The 16,975-nt window shown below is 56.0% G+C and carries 24 protein-coding genes and 1 tRNA gene; 15 read left to right on the top strand and 10 right to left on the bottom strand.

Going from position 1 to position 16,975, the window contains the following annotated elements; all coding sequences use genetic code 11:
• The first annotated feature begins 4 nt into the window (after positions 1–4).
• Genes ctaD through B9Z44_RS03395 form a run of 5 tightly spaced genes read left to right on the top strand, consistent with a single transcriptional unit; the run spans position 5 to position 3,430 of the window.
• Positions 5–1,621, top strand: a complete 1,617-nt coding sequence (ctaD, locus tag B9Z44_RS03410; protein WP_108357966.1) for a cytochrome c oxidase subunit I — start codon at positions 5–7, stop codon at positions 1,619–1,621.
• A 2-nt stretch (positions 1,622–1,623) separates the two neighbouring features.
• Entirely contained in the window at positions 1,624–1,734 is a 111-nt protein-coding gene (locus tag B9Z44_RS15255; RefSeq protein WP_211308682.1) for a cytochrome oxidase small assembly protein, read from the top strand.
• 4 nt (positions 1,735–1,738) lie between these two features.
• Entirely contained in the window at positions 1,739–2,344 is a 606-nt protein-coding gene (locus B9Z44_RS03405) for a cytochrome c oxidase assembly protein (RefSeq protein ID WP_108401712.1), read from the top strand.
• Positions 2,341–2,535: a DUF2970 domain-containing protein gene (locus B9Z44_RS03400; protein WP_108357964.1), complete on the top strand. Its 195-nt coding sequence runs from the start codon at positions 2,341–2,343 to the stop codon at positions 2,533–2,535. Before B9Z44_RS03405 ends, B9Z44_RS03400 begins: the two co-directional genes overlap by 4 nt.
• Positions 2,536–2,548: 13 nt before the next feature.
• Entirely contained in the window at positions 2,549–3,430 is an 882-nt protein-coding gene (locus tag B9Z44_RS03395) for a cytochrome c oxidase subunit 3 (protein ID WP_108357963.1), read from the top strand.
• A 59-nt stretch (positions 3,431–3,489) separates the two neighbouring features.
• Here the strand turns inward: B9Z44_RS03395 and B9Z44_RS03390 are convergent, their stop codons facing one another.
• Positions 3,490–3,711 carry a twin transmembrane helix small protein gene (locus B9Z44_RS03390; RefSeq protein ID WP_108358448.1) on the bottom strand — a complete coding sequence of 74 codons (222 nt, stop codon included), beginning with the start codon at positions 3,709–3,711 and terminating at the stop codon, positions 3,490–3,492.
• Between B9Z44_RS03390 and B9Z44_RS03385 the strand changes: the two genes are divergently transcribed.
• From B9Z44_RS03385 to B9Z44_RS03365, 5 genes are read left to right on the top strand one after another with little or no spacing between them, the layout of a single operon-like run.
• On the top strand, positions 3,710–4,474 hold the full coding sequence (locus tag B9Z44_RS03385) for an SURF1 family protein (protein WP_108401711.1): 765 nt from the start codon (positions 3,710–3,712) through the stop codon (positions 4,472–4,474). The genes B9Z44_RS03390 and B9Z44_RS03385 overlap by 2 nt on opposite strands.
• Positions 4,452–5,144 (top strand): thioredoxin domain-containing protein, encoded by a 693-nt coding sequence (locus tag B9Z44_RS03380; protein ID WP_108401710.1) that lies wholly within the window; start codon positions 4,452–4,454, stop codon positions 5,142–5,144. Before B9Z44_RS03385 ends, B9Z44_RS03380 begins: the two co-directional genes overlap by 23 nt.
• Before the next feature lie 22 nt (positions 5,145–5,166).
• On the top strand, positions 5,167–6,297 hold the full coding sequence (locus tag B9Z44_RS03375; protein WP_108401709.1) for a COX15/CtaA family protein: 1,131 nt from the start codon (positions 5,167–5,169) through the stop codon (positions 6,295–6,297).
• A 19-nt stretch (positions 6,298–6,316) separates the two neighbouring features.
• Complete coding sequence (cyoE, locus tag B9Z44_RS03370; RefSeq protein WP_108357959.1) at positions 6,317–7,204, top strand: heme o synthase; 888 nt, start codon at positions 6,317–6,319, stop codon at positions 7,202–7,204.
• Positions 7,204–7,800: an SCO family protein gene (locus tag B9Z44_RS03365; RefSeq protein WP_211308680.1), complete on the top strand. Its 597-nt coding sequence runs from the start codon at positions 7,204–7,206 to the stop codon at positions 7,798–7,800. Before cyoE ends, B9Z44_RS03365 begins: the two co-directional genes overlap by 1 nt.
• Before the next feature lie 73 nt (positions 7,801–7,873).
• Here the strand turns inward: B9Z44_RS03365 and rpoH are convergent, their stop codons facing one another.
• A complete protein-coding gene (rpoH, locus tag B9Z44_RS03360) occupies positions 7,874–8,797 on the bottom strand; it encodes an RNA polymerase sigma factor RpoH (protein WP_108357958.1) in 924 nt (307 codons plus the stop codon).
• A gap of 161 nt (positions 8,798–8,958) precedes the next feature.
• On the opposite strand from rpoH, the gene B9Z44_RS03355 reads away from it, so the two are divergent.
• Positions 8,959–9,183: a hypothetical protein gene (locus B9Z44_RS03355; protein ID WP_108357957.1), complete on the top strand. Its 225-nt coding sequence runs from the start codon at positions 8,959–8,961 to the stop codon at positions 9,181–9,183.
• 5 nt (positions 9,184–9,188) lie between these two features.
• Here B9Z44_RS03355 and ftsY read toward each other — a convergent pair whose 3' ends face one another.
• Positions 9,189–10,253 (bottom strand): signal recognition particle-docking protein FtsY, encoded by a 1,065-nt coding sequence (ftsY, locus tag B9Z44_RS03350; RefSeq protein ID WP_108357956.1) that lies wholly within the window; start codon positions 10,251–10,253, stop codon positions 9,189–9,191.
• Between the two features lie 30 nt (positions 10,254–10,283).
• On the opposite strand from ftsY, the gene rsmD reads away from it, so the two are divergent.
• The 4 genes from rsmD to B9Z44_RS03330 all read left to right on the top strand — a co-directional run bounded on the left by rsmD (position 10,284) and on the right by B9Z44_RS03330 (position 12,500).
• Complete coding sequence (rsmD, locus tag B9Z44_RS03345; RefSeq protein WP_108357955.1) at positions 10,284–10,907, top strand: 16S rRNA (guanine(966)-N(2))-methyltransferase RsmD; 624 nt, start codon at positions 10,284–10,286, stop codon at positions 10,905–10,907.
• 36 nt (positions 10,908–10,943) lie between these two features.
• A complete protein-coding gene (coaD, locus tag B9Z44_RS03340; protein WP_108401707.1) occupies positions 10,944–11,441 on the top strand; it encodes a pantetheine-phosphate adenylyltransferase in 498 nt (165 codons plus the stop codon).
• Positions 11,438–12,172 carry a histidine phosphatase family protein gene (locus B9Z44_RS03335; RefSeq protein ID WP_108401706.1) on the top strand — a complete coding sequence of 245 codons (735 nt, stop codon included), beginning with the start codon at positions 11,438–11,440 and terminating at the stop codon, positions 12,170–12,172. The genes coaD and B9Z44_RS03335 overlap by 4 nt, the downstream gene beginning before the upstream one ends.
• Positions 12,173–12,245: 73 nt before the next feature.
• Positions 12,246–12,500, top strand: a complete 255-nt coding sequence (locus B9Z44_RS03330) for a YfhL family 4Fe-4S dicluster ferredoxin (RefSeq protein ID WP_108357952.1) — start codon at positions 12,246–12,248, stop codon at positions 12,498–12,500.
• Positions 12,501–12,530: 30 nt separating this feature from the next.
• On the opposite strand, the gene B9Z44_RS03325 is transcribed toward B9Z44_RS03330, so the two are convergent.
• From B9Z44_RS03325 to B9Z44_RS03295, 7 genes are all read right to left on the bottom strand, one after another.
• On the bottom strand, positions 12,531–13,025 hold the full coding sequence (locus tag B9Z44_RS03325; protein WP_146179004.1) for a hypothetical protein: 495 nt from the start codon (positions 13,023–13,025) through the stop codon (positions 12,531–12,533).
• Positions 12,985–13,659, bottom strand: coding sequence for an aminoacyl-tRNA hydrolase (gene pth, locus B9Z44_RS03320; protein ID WP_108357950.1), 675 nt, complete (start codon positions 13,657–13,659; stop codon positions 12,985–12,987). Before pth ends, B9Z44_RS03325 begins: the two co-directional genes overlap by 41 nt.
• Positions 13,660–13,726: 67 nt before the next feature.
• Entirely contained in the window at positions 13,727–14,347 is a 621-nt protein-coding gene (locus B9Z44_RS03315; RefSeq protein WP_108357949.1) for a 50S ribosomal protein L25/general stress protein Ctc, read from the bottom strand.
• A gap of 114 nt (positions 14,348–14,461) precedes the next feature.
• Positions 14,462–15,439: a ribose-phosphate pyrophosphokinase gene (locus B9Z44_RS03310; protein WP_104801821.1), complete on the bottom strand. Its 978-nt coding sequence runs from the start codon at positions 15,437–15,439 to the stop codon at positions 14,462–14,464.
• A gap of 81 nt (positions 15,440–15,520) precedes the next feature.
• Positions 15,521–15,597 (bottom strand) — tRNA-Gln (locus B9Z44_RS03305).
• Between the two features lie 32 nt (positions 15,598–15,629).
• The gene (gene ispE, locus B9Z44_RS03300) at positions 15,630–16,475 is read right to left on the bottom strand and encodes a 4-(cytidine 5'-diphospho)-2-C-methyl-D-erythritol kinase (RefSeq protein WP_108401705.1); all 846 of its coding nucleotides are present in this window, start codon (positions 16,473–16,475) and stop codon (positions 15,630–15,632) included.
• Between the two features lie 3 nt (positions 16,476–16,478).
• Complete coding sequence (locus B9Z44_RS03295; protein ID WP_108401704.1) at positions 16,479–16,973, bottom strand: lipoprotein insertase outer membrane protein LolB; 495 nt, start codon at positions 16,971–16,973, stop codon at positions 16,479–16,481.
• Positions 16,974–16,975 lie beyond the last annotated feature (2 nt).

Here is a 16,975-nt window from a genome sequence, read left to right as displayed (position 1 = left end):
CATCATGAGCGCAGTACTCGATTCCCACGGCCACGGTCACGATGACCACCACGGCGCGCCACACGGCTGGCGCCGTTGGGTGTATGCCACCAACCACAAAGACATTGGTACCTTGTACCTGTTGTTTGCCTTCACCATGCTGATGATTGGTGGCATTTTGGCGCTGTTGATTCGCGCTGAGCTGTTCCAGCCCGGCTTGCAGTTGGTCAACCCTGAGTTGTTCAACCAACTCACCACCATGCACGGCTTGATCATGGTGTTCGGCGCCATCATGCCGGCCTTCGTGGGTTTTGCGAACTGGATGATTCCGTTGCAAATTGGCGCGTCTGACATGGCTTTTGCCCGCATGAACAACTTCAGCTTCTGGTTGATGATTCCTGCTGCAGCGATGTTGGCCGGTTCGTTCTTTATGCCCGGTGGCGCTCCCGCTGCGGGTTGGACTTTGTATGCACCTTTGACCCTGCAAATGGGTCCCTCGATGGACGCTGGTATTTTTGCCATGCACATCTTGGGTGCTTCGTCCATCATGGGTTCGATCAACATCATCGTGACCATCCTCAACATGCGCGCCCCTGGCATGACCTTGATGAAGATGCCTATGTTCGTTTGGACATGGTTGATCACGGCTTACTTGCTGATTGCGGTGATGCCTGTGTTGGCTGGCGCGATCACCATGACGTTGACAGACCGCCACTTTGGCACGACCTTCTTTAACCCTGCTGGTGGTGGTGACCCCATCATGTACCAGCACATTTTCTGGTTCTTCGGTCACCCTGAGGTGTACATCATGATCTTGCCGGCCTTCGGCATCATCAGCCACATCGTGCCCGCATTTGCTCGCAAGAAATTGTTTGGTTACGCCTCCATGGTGTACGCCACATCGTCCATTGCGATTTTGTCGTTCATCGTTTGGGCGCACCACATGTATGCCACGGGCATGCCTGTGACTGGCCAGTTGTTCTTCATGTACGCCACGATGTTGATCTCTGTGCCCACAGGCGTGAAGGTGTTCAACTGGATTGCCACCATGTGGCGCGGCTCGATGACGTTTGAAACGCCTATGTTGTTTGCGGTGGGTTTCATCTTTGTGTTCACCATGGGTGGTTTCACGGGCCTCATCTTGTCGATGGCGCCGATTGACACGCAGGTGCAAGACACCTACTACGTGGTGGCGCATTTCCACTATGTGTTGGTGGCGGGCTCGTTGTTTGCCATGTTTGCGGGCTTCTACTACTGGTGCCCCAAGTGGACCGGCGTGATGTACAACGAAACACGCGGTCAAATTCACTTTTGGTGGACCTTGATTTCGTTCAACGTCACCTTCTTCCCGATGCACTTCTTGGGTTTGGCCGGTATGCCGCGTCGCTACGCCGACTACCCCATGCAGTTTGCTGACTTCAATGCGTTGGCATCCATCGGTGCGTTCTTCTTCGGCTTTGCTCAGGTGTACTTCTTCTTGTTCGTGGTGTTGCCAGCGATGCGCGGCCACGGCGAGAAGGCGGTCGCCAAGCCTTGGGAAGCTGCTGAAGGTTTGGAGTGGGAGGTGCCTTCGCCTGCCCCCTTCCACACCTTTGAGAACCCACCCAAGTTGGACGCCACTGCAACGCGCGTGATTGGTTAAGCATGACGCCCGACCAACGTAAAAACAACCTTCGCCTAGGCCTGATTTTGGCCTCGGTGGCGGTGGTGTTCTTCGTGGGCTTCTTTGCCAAGATCATGCTTTTGAATCACTGACATCATGGCTGCACCACGTCATAACCTGCTGATGTTCAAAAAGCTCGTCGTTGTGGCGGCTGGCATGTTTGCGTTCGGTTATGCCTTGGTGCCCATGTACAAAGCAATTTGTGAATTCACAGGCATCAACATCTTGGCGCTGGGTGAGCGTGAGATTCCGGGTTCTGGCAATGCACGTGCAAAAGCCAAAAACACGCAAGTGGACGCGAGCCGCACCATCACGGTGGAGTTCGATGCCAATGCGCGTGGTCCATGGAAGTTCAAGCCTGCGCAAAGCTCCATGCAAGTGCATCCGGGCGAGATGATGACGGTGATGTACGAGTTTGAAAACGTGCAAGACCGTGTCATGTCAGCCCAAGCCATTCCCAGCTATGCGCCACGCCAAGCGGCGGCGCATTTCAACAAGTTGGAATGTTTCTGTTTTAACCAATACACCTTGGCGCCAGGCGAGAAAAAGCAATGGCCCGTGGTGTTTGTGATTGACCCTAAGTTGGCCAAAGACGTGACCACCATTACTTTGTCGTACACCTTCTTCGAAGTGGGATCCAAAACACCAGCAGCACCGACGGCTGCGCTGGGTGTGTCCTACAAATCAGGGGTGGGCGTATGAGTAACAAGGTGTCGCTCATGCGTTCGGTCAAGGCAGTGGCATGGTCATTTTTGGGAATTCGCAAAAGTAGCGAGTTTCAAGAAGATATCGACAAGATCACACCCTTGCATGTGCTGGGTGTGGGCTTGGTGGCAGGTTTGTTGTTTGTGGTCGGTTTGATCGTCGTGGTCAATCTGGTCGTCGCGAAATAAAGAAGGAGTGGATATGAGTAGCACCTCACACGGCTCAACGCCTTACTACTACGTACCTCATGCGTCACGCCATCCGGCGATGGCTGCGTTGGGATTGTTCTTTGTGATTCTTGGCGCAGGCCAGTGGGTCAACGGGGTGGAATGGGGCAAGTACAGCTTGTTCTTCGGCCTCGTGTTTTGGCTCGGCGTGCTTTACCAATGGTTTGGTGACGCGATCGCTGAAAGTGAAGGCGGTCAATACGGTCACAAGATTGACCTGTCCTACCGCTGGAGCATGAGCTGGTTCATCTTTTCTGAAGTGATGTTCTTCGGCGCGTTCTTCTCTGCTCTGTGGTGGGCACGTGCGCACTCGGTGCCGATGCTGGGCAACTTGGACAACGCTTTGTTGTGGCCTGACTTCAAGGCCGTGTGGCCTACAGCGGCGGCAGGTATGACAGCTTCCCCTGCTGGCATCGTCGAGCCCTTCCAAACCATGACACCGTTTTGGTTGCCCACCATCAACACCGCGTTGTTGTTGACCTCGGGTGTGACCCTAACGATCGCGCATCATGCGTTGATTGAAAACAAGCGCGACACCACGATCAAGTTCATGTGGCTCACCGTGCTGTTGGGCGTGGTGTTCTTGTTTGTGCAAGGCTATGAATATGCCCACGCCTACAGCGACATGAACCTCAAGCTCACCTCGGGTGTGTATGGCTCTACGTTTTACATGCTCACAGGCTTCCACGGTTTCCACGTGTTTTTGGGCATGTTGATGCTGCTGGTGATTACCTTGCGCTTGCAAAAAGGCCATTTCACAGCTGACAAGCACTTCGGTTTCGAAGGCGCAGCTTGGTACTGGCACTTTGTGGACGTGGTGTGGTTGGGCTTGTACATCTTGGTGTACTGGATGTAACTACCTGCTTGAATGCAACAAAGGCCGCATGTGCGGCCTTTGTTTTTGGTGATGTAGTTTTACTGCCCAGGTGCAATGCCTGTGGGCTGTATGTAGCCCAGATGCCACCCTATCAAAATACAAATAAACAAGACGATCGAAATACCCACCCGAAGCCCCAAAGCTTTCACCATGTGGCCCGACTGTGTTTTGCCGCTGCGCCCATTGCGCATCATGAAGACCAGGGCAGAACCCAAGCTGGCGAGAATGGCTAAGAAGGCAAGTGCAACAATGAATTTCATGCGCATCATTATCTCCATCCCACGCACCCGTGCTTTTGCATGGGTGACACTGGCCATGCTGGTGGGGGTGGCTTTGACCGTGCGTTTGGGGTTTTGGCAGCTGTCGCGTGCGGCTGAAAAAGAAGCCCGTCATGCCGCCATCGTGGCGCAGATGACCGCGCCTGTGCGCGATACAGCCGCTTTGTTGGCGCAACCTGCACAGTTTGAACAGTTGCATCAGCGTGTTGCGCTACAAGGGGAATGGTTGCCAGAGCACACCGTGTATTTGGATAACCGACCCATGAACGGGCGGGCTGGATTTTGGGTGCTCACACCGCTGCAGTTGAACGCCTCGACGCGTGTGCTGGTGCAGCGCGGTTGGGTGCCTCGTCACCAGTTGGACAGAACCCTGCTGCCCGCGATTCAAACCCCTTCAGGTGTGGTGCAAATGCATGGGCGCATTGCGCCACCGCCTTCGAATTTGATGGCCTTGAGTACCGAGCCAGAAGTGACAGCACAGGCATCAGTGCCTTCGAAGATTCGGCAAAATCTGAACCTAAAAGCCTATGCTGCTCAAACAGGTGGGGCATTCGCCGCTGTTGTGTTGCAAACCGATTCAGCCTCTGAAGGTTTGCTGCGCGACTGGCCAGAAATTGCGGCAGGGGTCGAAAAAAACCTTGCTTATGCTTTTCAGTGGTTTGCGCTCGCCGCGCTGCAGCTGATGCTCTACATTTGGTTCCAATTCATTCAACCTTATCGCCATGCAAGACGCTCCTCGCTCTAAATCTCAGCACCCCTTGGGCATGACGGTGTATGACTTGCCTTCGCCCTCAGATGCGCTGCATACAGATGCCAAGCGCACGGCCATGGGCCGCTTGCGCATGATCTTGGTGCTGCTTATCTGTGCAGCTCCCGTGGTGGCGTCGTACTTCACTTACTACGTGGTGCGCCCCGAGGGGCGTCGCAACTTTGGCGATTTGATTGAGCCTGTGCGACCCTTGCCAGATGTGACAGCGCGAGCCCTGAATGGCGATGGCGTGCGGTTGCCCTCGCTCAAAGGCCAATGGCTCTTGATCAGCGTGAGTGGCGGCGACTGCCAAGCCGATTGCCAACAACAGCTGTACCTGCAGCGTCAAATCTTGGCGGGCCTCGGCAAAGACCGTGCACGCACCGATTGGGTGTGGCTGATCTCTGACAGCGCAGACATCCCTAGCAGCATCATGCCCGGCCTGAAAGAAGCCACGGTGTTGCGCGTGAATCCCGATGCCTTGGCGCAATGGCTACAGCCCGCCGAAGGACAAGCTTTACAAGACCATTTGTATTTGGTCGATCCGCATGGTCAATGGATGATGCGTTTCCCTGCCAAGCTCAGCCCTGAAGCGGCTTTGAAAACCAAGCGTGACATTGAACGTTTGTTGCGTGCCGCCGCTTCGTGGGATGAGGCTGGCCGTTAAGGCCTCGTAGCGTTCAAACCTCATACACATGACTGAAAGCCTGTACAACCTCACGCCGGTGTTACACCTGCTCATCATGGGCGCTTTGGTGGCCATGGTGCCGCTGTGTTGGGTGTGGTTGCGCAACCCGCAGGCCTCAACGGCGCGCCGTGTGCAGGCGCTGACGGTGATCACCTTGTTCATCACGTTTGATTTGGTACTGTTCGGCGCGTTCACGCGGTTGACTGATTCAGGTTTGGGTTGCCCAGACTGGCCAGGCTGCTACGGCCACGCCAGCCCTGTGGGTGCCCAGTCTGCCATTGCCTTAGAGCAGAGCCAAATGCCAGATGGCCCCGTGACACACACCAAAGCATGGATTGAAATGATTCATCGCTACATGGCCATGGCGGTGGGTGGGTTGATATTGACCTTGACGGCATTCGCGTGGGTGCGCCGTTGGCGTGGCGATGCAACCTCTGGCGTGCTGTGGCCTACGTTCACATTGGTCTGGGTCTGTGTGCAAGGTGCGTTTGGTGCTTTGACGGTCACTATGAAATTGTTTCCGCTCATCGTCACCTTGCACTTGATTGGCGGTTTGGTGTTGCTCGCATTGCTCACGATGCAGGTGCAACGTCAGCGTTTAGGCAGTGCACGTAGTCAATCCATTTTGTTGCGCCCTGGTTTGTTTGGCGCCACGCTGCTGGGCTTGTTACTGTTGACGGTGCAGGTGCTGTTGGGCGGTTGGGTCAGCACCAACTACGCGGTGCTGGCATGCAACACGTTTCCACTGTGCCAAAACAGTTGGTGGCCGCTGATGAATTTTGAACAAGGCTTTACTTTGTGGCGACACTTAGGCTTAGATGCGTCGGGTCAGCCCTTGGTGTTTGAGTCGCTCACGGCCATTCACTATGTGCATCGTTTGGCGGCTTATGTGGTGCTGGTTTATCTGGCTGGCTTGGCCTTTTCTTTGCGCCGGGTGCCGGCTTTGAAGATGGCTGCGCATGTGTTGCTCTCTTGCTTGTTGCTGCAGCTGCTCACCGGTTTGTCGAACGTCGTGTTCGATTGGCCTTTGGCGGCTGCTGTGTTGCACACCGGTGGCGCTGCGGCGCTGGTGGTGGTGTTGATGTGGATCTTGACCGGTGCGCGTGCCTCGCGCAGCACGGTGTTGAATTGATTGTGAAGAGACCCTGTTTATGAGCCTCGCTTCCCCTTTCATGTCTCGCTTGCGCCAGTTCAATGCGCTGACCAAACCGCGCGTGATTCAACTCATTGTGTTTTGTGCCCTGATTGGCATGGTCTTGGCCGTGCCCGGTGTGCCGTCTTGGCCTGAGGTGCAGTTGGCACTGCTGGCGTGTTTGGGTATTTGGTTTGTGGCCGGTGCCGCCGCCGCCTTTAATTGCTTGGTGGAGAAGGGCATTGATTCACGCATGAAGCGCACCGCTTGGCGGCCGACGGCCAAAGGTGAGTTGAGCGACCGCGAGACCTTGCTGTTCTCCACGCTCATGTGCGCTGTAGGTTCGCTGATTTTGTATGTGTGGGTGAACCCGCTCACCATGTGGTTGACGTTCGCCACCTTTGTGGGCTATGCGGTGGTTTACACCGTCATCTTGAAGCCACTCACCCCACAAAACATTGTGATTGGTGGTGCATCAGGTGCCATGCCACCGGTGTTGGGTTGGGCGGCCATGGCGGGCGAGGTGAGCCCCGAGGCTTTGATTTTGTTTCTCATCATTTTCTTGTGGACGCCGCCGCATTTTTGGGCTTTGGCCTTGTACCGCGTGGAAGACTACCGCAAGTCAGGCTTGCCCATGCTGCCTGTGACACACGGCAATGAATTCACGCGTTTGCAAATTCTGCTCTACACCTTTGTGTTGTTTGCGGCTTGCTTGATGCCCTTTATCTACCGCATGAGCGGTTGGTTCTATTTGGTGAGCGCAGTGATTTTGAGTCTAGGATTTTGCGGCTACGGCTGGGCCTTGTGGCGCAATTACTCGGATGAGCTGGCACGCAAAACCTTTCGCTTTTCTTTGATTCACCTCAGCCTGTTGTTTGCAGCGCTTTTGATTGACCATTACCTCTGATGTTTTCACACACACGCCGATATTTGTTGTCTGCCTTGGCCGTGTTCGCCGTGGTGGCGTGCAGCCCTGACAAGCCAAACTTCAACGCCATCGACATCACGGGTGCCGACTACGCCAAGGGCTTCACCCTGACCGACCACAACGACCAAAGCCGCAGCCTCTCCGATTTCAAAGGCAAAGTGGTCGTGCTGTTTTTTGGCTACACGCAATGTCCCGATGTGTGCCCGACCTCAATGGTGGAGCTGGCTGAAGTCAAGCGCTTGATGGGTGCCGATGGTGACAAGCTGCAAGGTGTGTTTGTGACGGTGGACCCCGCGCGCGACACAGCAGAATTGCTCAAGGCCTACATGGCCAACTTCGATCCCACATTTGTAGCGTTCATTCCCACGCCTGAGCAATTGGCAGTGGTTGCCAAGGACTACAAGATTTATTACAAAAAGGTGGATGGCAAAACGCCCACCAGCTACACCATGGACCACTCTGCCGGTAGCTATGTGTACGACACCCAAGGCAACTTGCGTCTCTACAGCCGCTATGGTGTGGGCCCGCAGGTGTTGGCGCAGGACATTCTGACTTTGCTGAAAACAACGCCTTGACGCTGTTGGCTTAAGCTAAACAAAAAGGGCCGCCATGTTTTACATGACGGCCCTTTGCGTTGGTTGGTTTGCTTTACGCGTATTCAGCCAGCGCCGCTTTCATTTTCTTCATGGCAGCGACTTCGATTTGGCGGATGCGTTCAGCGCTCACGCCGTATTCAGCGGCCAAGTCATGCAGTGTCATGCCGCCTGAGCCGTTGTCTTGCACTTTTAGCCAACGCTCTTCCACGATGCGGCGGCTGCGCTCATCCAGCACGTTCAGTGCCGCAGCGATACCGTCAGAGGCCAATACATCGCGCTGGTGCGCGGCCATCATGGCGGTGGGCTCGTGGTTGGTGTCGGTCAAGTAGGCAATGGGGCCAAAGGCCTCGTCGCTGTCTTCGTTCGGTGTCGGGTCTAGCAGCACATCGCCGCCAGACATGCGCATTTCCATCTCCAGCACTTCTTCGGGCTTGACGTTGAGCTTGGTCGCGACCGCATCCACCTCTTGTGGGTTGAGGGTGTTGCGGTGTGTGGCTTCGGCTGCGTCAGCCTTGAAGCCTTGCTTCATGGAGCGCAGGTTGAAAAACAGTTTGCGCTGTGCCTTGGTGGTGGCCACTTTGACCATGCGCCAGTTTTTCAAGATGTATTCGTGAATCTCGGCCTTGATCCAGTGCATGGCGTAGCTCACCAAACGCACGCCTTGGTCAGGGTCAAAGCGTTTGACGGCTTTCATCAAGCCGATGTTGCCTTCTTGAATCAGGTCAGCGTGTGGCAGGCCGTAGCCCAAGTATTGGCGCGACACCGAGACCACCAAACGCAGGTGCGAGAGCACCAGCTTTCCAGCGGCTTCGATGTCGTTGTTGTCTTTGAGTTGACGCGCAAATTCCTGCTCTTGCTCTAGCGTGAGCATAGGCAAACGGTTGGCAGCGGTGATGTAGGCATCCAAGTTGCCCAGCGACGGAACCAAGCCCCAAGGGTTGGTCATAGCGAGTGGCTGATGGGTGATTGCAGTCATGGAATTAGTCCTTTCGGATAACTAAAACGTATATTAGCACTCCTGCATTAAGAGTGCTAAACCCTGCTAAGTTTATGGGTTAACCCTTGGTAAAGGTGCGCTTTGAATACTGTGTTTTTTAACATATACTGAAAATAATCACAGTATTTAAGGAGCCCATTATGCCCCCCATGACCTTGGAGCGAATTGCCGTGCAGTGCTGCAAGAGCTGCGCGCATGTGCTGAATTCCGACTCATCCGAAACCCAGCTGCGTTGTGGTTTGGGCTATTACATCCAGCCGCCGCTCACGCGCAAGCAGGGCCGCATGGACAGTTATCCCGTGGTGGAGGCGCATGAGCGCTGTGGCCGCTGGCGCGATAGCCTGAAGGGCGTTTTAAAGCCCTGAATGGCTTAGCCCAAGAGGGCGTCGGCAAACTCTTGGGCGTTGAAGGTTTCCAGGTCTTCCACGGCTTCGCCCACGCCGATGAAATACACAGGCACGGCCGAGCCCCCCGCTGCCACACGGCCTTGGCCCCAAAGCGCAATGGCGGCCAGCACGCCACCTTTGGCGGTGCCGTCGAGTTTTGTGACGATGAGGCCGGTCAAACCCAGCGTTTCGTCAAACGCCTTCACTTGCGCGAGGGCGTTTTGGCCGGTGTTGCCGTCAATCACCAGCAACACTTCGTGCGGTCCAGTTGCTTCGGCCTTTTGCACCACACGTTTGATTTTTTTCAGCTCTTCCATCAGGTGCAGCTGCGTGGGCAGGCGGCCTGCGGTGTCGACCAGCACCACGTCTTTGCCGCGTGCGCGGCCTGCGGTGACGGCATCAAAGCTCACAGAAGCCGGGTCGCCGCCTTCTTGGCTGACGATTTCCACCGTGTTGCGCGTGGCCCAAACGGCGAGCTGTTCACGTGCCGCGGCGCGGAAGGTGTCGGCTGCTGCCAGCAGCACCGAGGCACCGCTATCGCTCAAATGGCGGGTGAGTTTGCCAATCGAGGTGGTTTTGCCTGCGCCATTGACGCCAGCCACCATGATGATGGTGGGCTTGTGCGCGCCGATGGTGAGGGGCTTTTCTAAAGGCTTGAGTAGTTGGGAAATCGAAGCGGCCAAGAGCGCCTTGACGGCCGAGGGCTCGGTGGCGCCGGTGTCTTTGACGCGTTTTTTCAAGTCGGCCAGCAAATACTCGGTGGCTTGCACGCCTGCATCGGCCATGAGCAGGGCAGTTTCGAGTTCTTCATAGAGCGCGTCATCAATCTTGGTGCCCGTGAACACGGTGCTGATGGTTTGGCCGGTGCGGCGCAGGCCTTGGCCTAAGCGGGCCATCCAGCTTGCGCGGGGACGCTCGGCTGGCATCTGTTGTGGTGTGACTTCAGATGGAGCGGCGCTAGCCGAGGTGTTCGCAGGTGTGGCTGTGCTGTTGCCCGTTGCTTCGGTAGCAGGCTGGCCAGTGATTTTTTTCTTGAAGAAGCTAAACATGTGTGGGGGTTTCTAGAATCAGTCCATTCTATGAAAACCCGCACACCACAATCTTTCAATGCCCCCCCCGCCAAACCCGTCGTTGAAAAACGGCACAAAGGTGCAGGCGAGGTGCGCATCATCGGCGGCGAATGGCGCCGCACCAAACTGCCCGTGGCCTTAAAGCCCGGCCTGCGCCCCACGCCCGACCGCGTGCGCGAGACCTTGTTCAACTGGCTGGGCCAGTCGCTGCTGGGCTGGCGCTGTGTGGACCCATTTGCGGGCACAGGCGCTTTGGGCCTTGAAGCTGCTTCACGCGGCGCAGCCCATGTGCAGGTGTGTGAACTCGACCCCGCTTTGGTGGCGCAACTCAGCACCCAAGTAAACCGCCTTAAGGCCACCAACGTACATGTGCTTCGCACCGATGGCGTGGCCTGTCTGAAGCAGCTCAGCGCAGCGAGCGTGGATTTGATCTTCATCGACCCGCCGTTTGATGGCGGGTTGTTTGAGCCCGCGTTGCAAGCTGCCGCCAAAGCGGTGAAGGCCGATGGCTATGTGTACCTCGAAGCCCCTGTGGCGTGGACGGACGAGCAGCTTGAGCCCATGGGCCTCATGCTGCACCGCCACCTCAAGGCCGGTGCGGTGCACGCGCACTTGCTGCGCCGGATTGCATAATCAGTTTTGACCTTTAGAAACACGTAGGAGCGTCTCATGTCCAAGCAAGTTGTGGCCATTTATCCCGGCACCTTTGACCCCATCAGCTTGGGCCATGAAGACATCGTGTTGCGGGCCGCTGCCATGTTTGACAAAGTCATCTTGGCGGTGGCTACCGCCCACCACAAGAAAGCCTTGTTCACCTTGGACGAGCGCATGGACATGGCGCGTGAGGCGATGGCCGCATACCCTCAAGTGGAAGTGGTGCCCTTCACCGGCTTGGCCCGCGACTTTGTGCGCAGCCACAACGCCACCGTGATGGTGCGCGGTGTGCGCACCGTGACTGACTTTGACTACGAGTTTCAACTCGCCGGCATGAACCGTGAGCTGATGCCTGAGGTCGAAACCGTGTTTCTCACCCCTAGTGCCAAATACCAATTCATTTCAAGCACCTTTGTGCGCGAAATCTCTTTGCTGGGCGCGGGTGATGATGGTCAGAACTTGGTGTCGGCAGGTGTGTATGAGCGTTTGTTGGCCAAGCGTGCCGCGAAGTGACTGATTTTTTGCTCATTCGTCACGGCGAAACCGCATGGAATCGCGAGTTGCGTTTTCAAGGCCAGCTCGATGTGCCGCTCAACGACATGGGCTTTGAACAAGCCCAGCGTTTGAAAACCCGCATGGTGCAAGCTTTGGGTGAATGGCAAGCGCAGGGCCGTGTGCCCACCCGACTCATCAGCAGCGATTTGCTGCGTGCCCAACAAACCGCGCAACCCGTGGCTGAGGTGTTGGGGTACTCTTGTATTTTGAATGCTGGCCTGCGCGAGCAGTGCTATGGCATGTTTGAAGGCATGCGCAGCCCCGATATTCAAGCTCAATATCCTGAGGCGTGGCAGCGCTGGTTGGCTTTTGATGCCGATGATGCGGTGGAGGGAGCAGAAACCGCGCGTGCGTTTCATGAGCGCGTGATTGCCGCGCTACAAGAGTTGGCGACCCAATACGCCGGTGAGCATGTGGTGGTGGTCACGCACGGTGGCGTGCTCGACATGGTGTGGCGTCATGCGCAAGCCTTGTCACTCAGTGGCCCGCGTGTGTGTGATATTCCCAACGCAGGTTTGAATCAAGTGGCTTGGCGTGATGGTGCGCTGCAGATTCAAGTGTGGGCTGATGCCGCACATTTGGCAGATTTACCTGAGCAGCCGGTCTACAGTCAAAAGCGCTTACTCAAAGCCCGTGGCCAGCCGCACCACCAAACGGATGAGCAAACACACGCCAACGGTGTGGCCTAAGTGCTACGCCACATGGCGTGGGCTGGCAAGCGGGGATAATTAAATCTTTGTTTAGCCCAATGACGGATTTTTTATGGCCTTGATGATCACCGACGAATGCATCAACTGCGATGTGTGTGAGCCCGAGTGCCCGAACGAAGCCATCTTCTTAGGGCCAGAAATTTACGAAATCAACCCCGACAAATGCACCGAGTGTGTGGGCCATTTCGACGAACCTCAATGCGTTCAGGTGTGCCCTGTGGCGTGCATTCCTGTGAACCCCGAGCGGGTGGAAGGGCGCGATGCGTTGTTGGCGAAGTTTCGACTGTTGCAACAGTCCGCACCGTAATCAGGCCTTGGCCATGCAGCGCGCTGCGCTTCACTGGCTCGATGTTGCTCCAGCAGGCACCGCTTTGGCGGTGCTTTTCTTTTTGGGCGCGGCGTTGGGGTTGACGGCCGTGAAGTAGGGGCTTGTTGGTTTGCGTGCGTGTTTGCCTTTGTGCTTGCCGTTGGGGGCTAAAGGCTCGTTATTTGTAGCGATGGGAGGCAGTGTCTGGGGGGTACTGACTCGCACGGGTGCCGTTTGGGCTGCTTGATGCTCAGCTTGTCGCCTTTGTTTTTCTAGGGTTTGTGCGTCGCGCAAGTCACTGGCGGCTGCGTTGTTTTTGTCTTGCCCCGTGGTGCGTAGTATCGAAGATGGCTTGACCTCTGTTGCTACGGCATTGGCGCATTGGTTTGACGTGCTGTAGGCCTCGTCGCAGCGGTAGACCGTCTCGGCATGCGTGGGCATGAGGCTCCACGTACTAAAAATGAAGGCTAAACCCTTCAAATAATCAGCTGGCGTCAGTCCCTTGGGTTGGCGTTGTTTCTGCATGGGTAGCCCCTGTCTTCTCAGTGCCAGGCAGCGTGGCCGGCCGAGGTGGTTTGGGCCGGGGCGGCTTGGCTGTGTGAATCATTTGCGTGGCTTTCACCATGTCGCCCGCAAGCAAATGCGGCAAGGCCAAGCTGGTGCGTGTGATGCAGTCTTCAATGGCGGTACGTTGGTCGGGGGCTGGTTTTTTCAGCACCCAATTCGCAACCTCTGATTTCACACCGGGGTGGCCAATGCCAATGCGCAGTCGCCAGTATTGGTCTGTGCCGAGCTGTGCATGGATGTCGCGTAAACCATTGTGGCCCGCATGGCTGCCTCCGAGTTTGAGTTTGGCTTCGCCAGGCGTGATGTCCAACTCGTCGTGGACCACCAAAATTTCTTGTGGCTGAATTTTGAAGAAGCGTGCCAACGCCCCCACCGATTTGCCCGAGAGGTTCATGAAGGTTTGGGGCTCTAGCAGCCACACGTTCTCGCCTTTGACCGAAGTGCGTGCCACCAAGCCGTGGTACGCGCGGTCAGGTTGCAGCGTGACCTTGAGGTCGCGTGCCACGGTGTCTATCCACCAAAAGCCTGCGTTGTGGCGCGTGGCTTCGTATTCAGTGCCGGGGTTGCCCAGGCCAACAATGAGCTTGATCATGTGATGATTATTCCAAAAGCAAAACGGCCCACCGAAGTGGGCCGTTCAAAGCGATCTCTAAACGAGATTACTTCTTCTTTTTGTTGTCGCCAGCAGCAGCGGCGGCTTCTTGAGGTGTAGGTGCCTCAGCTTTTGTTGCCACCACAGCGACCAACACAGGGTTGGAGCTGCCAGGCGCCACAACGGTCACGCCTGCGGGCAGGGTGATGTCTTTGGCGTGCAAAGAGTGACCTTTGGTCAAGTTGCTCAAGTCCACAGCGATGAACTCTGGCAAATCTTTTGGCATGCAAGAGATTTCCAGTTCAGTGGCGATGTGGTTGATCAAGCATTGGTCAACTTTCACAGCTGGAGAGTTTTCTTCGCCAGAGTAGTGCAAAGGCACTTTTTTCTTCATCTTGGTGTTGGCATCGATGCGTTGGAAGTCGATGTGCAAGACGAGTTGCTTGAAGGGGTGGTATTGCACGTCGCGCAACAACACTTCGGTTGTTTTGCCGGCGTGTTCCATCTGCAAGACAGAAGCGTGGAAAGCTTCTTTCTTCAAGGCGTGCCACAAAGCGTTGTGATCGAGTTCGATCAATGTGGGTTCAGCGGTGCCACCATAGACGATGCCAGGTGTACGGCCAGTGATACGCAGACGGCGGCTCGCACCCGTTCCCTGCTTAGCGCGCTCAAAAGCGACAAATTTCATAATTAACTCCAGTAAGAACCCACCGCGACCAGTGTGGCTCCAGTTTCAAAAATAGGCTGCACAACACAAGGAAGGCAGCCCGAGGTGATGTTCGACGACGAAAGCGTCAGCTGTTTAGAACAGCTGGTCTTGGTCGGAGAACAAACTCATGACCGACTCGCCGCTGGCAATGCGTTGGATCGTTTCGGCGATCAACGGAGCCACGGTGAGTTGGCGAATTTTTTTGCAGGCGCGGCCAGCTTCGCTCAAAGGAATGGTGTTGGTCACCACCACTTCGTCGAGGGCATCGCCTTTGGCAATGCGTTCAATCGCAGGGCCAGAGAAGATGGGGTGTGTGCAATAGGCGTAAACCTTTTTGGCACCACGCGTTTTCAAGACTTCAGCGGCTTTCACCAAAGTGCCTGCTGTGTCGATCATGTCGTCCATGATCACGCAGTTGCGGCCTTCGATGTCACCAATGACGTTCATCACTTCAGACACGTTGGCTTTGGGGCGACGCTTGTCGATGATGGCCAAATCGCAACCGAGTTGCTTGGCCAAAGCGCGGGCACGCACCACGCCACCTACATCGGGTGACACCACGATCAGGTCTTCGTAGTTTTTCGTACGTAAGTCGCCCAACAAAACAGGGGAGGCGTAGATGTTGTCGACGGGGATGTCGAAGAAACCTTGAATTTGGTCAGCGTGCAAGTCCATCGTCAACACACGGGCTACGCCAGCGGTTTGCAGCAAATCTGCCACCAGTTTGGCAGAGATTGGCACGCGGCTTGAACGTGGGCGACGGTCTTGACGGGCGTAGCCGAAGTACGGGATGACCGCGCTGATACGCTCTGCTGAGGCGCGCTTCAACGCGTCGACCATGATCAGCAATTCCATCAAGCTTTCGTTGGTGGGGGCGCAAGTGCTTTGCACCACGAATACATCGCGGGCACGCACGTTTTGGTTGATTTCGACGGTGACTTCGCCGTCAGAGAAGCGACCCACATGGGCTGCACCAACTTCGATACCGAGGTGGGTTGCAATTTCGGCGGCCAAGGTTGGATTGGCGTTGCCGGTAAAGACCATGAAGTCGGGGGTGTGGTTCGACATGATGACGTGTGACTTTCGCTTCAAGACCAATGACGCAATAAGCCGTCACTTGCAAACCTAGCACTGATGTGCTCTGAAAAAATTTGGCAGGGGAAGAAGGACTCGAACCTTCGCATGCTGGAATCAAAATCCAGTGCCTTAACCAACTTGGCGACTCCCCTACACAGGTCAGGCGCTTTGCAGCGACCAACCGTTAACTTTCGCTGGCTGCCCACCCCGCTTGTGGATGAACTGCCATATTGCTGCATATTCGTATTTGCCAGTCGCGTGGTGCTGAGTTAATCAGCAAGCCGTTGGGTAACTTGGCAAACACTGCGCTGCCAGAACCGGTCATACGTGGGCTTAATCCAAAAGAACCTAACCACTGAAGGGCTTCGGTTATTTCTGGGCACAGCGCTTGAGCGACTGGCTGCAAATCGTTACGACCGAAACCGTAAGGATCAACAGCGAAGACCGGCATTGTAGCAGTTTCTGTAGCGCGTTGCAGCTCTGGGTGACGAAAAATTTTTGCAGTCTCTAAACCGGCGTTCGGTTTGACCACCACAAAGCGACTTTCGGGCAGCTGAATCGGTGTGATTTTTTCGCCAATACCCTCTACCCAAGCGTTGTGGCCACCCATGAAAAACGGCACATCTGCACCCAAAGTGAGTCCCAACGGCATGAGCTTGGGCAGCGGCCAATTCAAGCCCCACAAACGGTTGAGTGCCAACAACGTGGTGGCTGCATCAGACGAGCCACCACCCATGCCAGCTTGCGCAGGGATGTGTTTTTCAATGGCGATGTGCGCACCCAACGTGGTCCCGCTGGCTTGTTGCAGCGCGCGTGCGGCGCGCGTGACCAAATCGTCTGCGGGTAGTGCCAGGGTGAGGTCTTCGCGCGTGATCAGGCCGTCGTCGCGTACATCAAAGTGCAGGGTGTCGCACCAGTCGATCAACATGAAGACGGACTGCAGCAAGTGATAACCGTCGTCGCGTCGGCCTGTGATGTGCAAAAACAGGTTGAGCTTGGCTGGGGCTAAAAGGTGGTGGAGCGAGCGCATGGTTTACTGGTCGAGTTTGATGCGCAGCGTCACTTCAGGCGACGGGGTTGTGCGGCGTGCACTCAGCGAACCTTGTGAGATGGCTGACAAGTCGGCTGTCCAGCCCGTGGTGGACACATCGCGGCCTTGCAGCCAGCCAAAGATGGCATCAATAGGCAGCGCTGCTCCCGTGGCTTTCTCTGTCAATTCTTCCAAAGAGCTGAAGTATTGGTGTTTGCTGCCATCGCTGAGTTGCGCGAATTGGGGTGTCCACTGCAAAGCACCCAGCGTGGTGCCGAGGGGGGAATACAAATCAAGCTCGCCATTCTTTGCGTCGCCGCGCAACAGAAAACTGGCGCTCATTGACGAGGGGGCTTCGCCGTTTACCTCCACACTGATGCGGCCTTGCCACTCGGGCTGGCTGACTTGTTCAGCGCTCAGGGCTTTGGCGGTGCGACTAGGCGTGGTGCAGCCAAGCAACATGAAGCCCGTGAGCAAGGCAACAAACCAACCGCGCATGG

It is taken from the genome of Limnohabitans curvus, assembly GCF_003063475.1.
Lineage (GTDB): Bacteria > Pseudomonadota > Gammaproteobacteria > Burkholderiales > Burkholderiaceae_C > Limnohabitans > Limnohabitans curvus.
The sequence above is the reverse complement of the archived record's forward strand: the minus strand, read 5'-3'. Positions and strand labels throughout refer to the sequence as shown.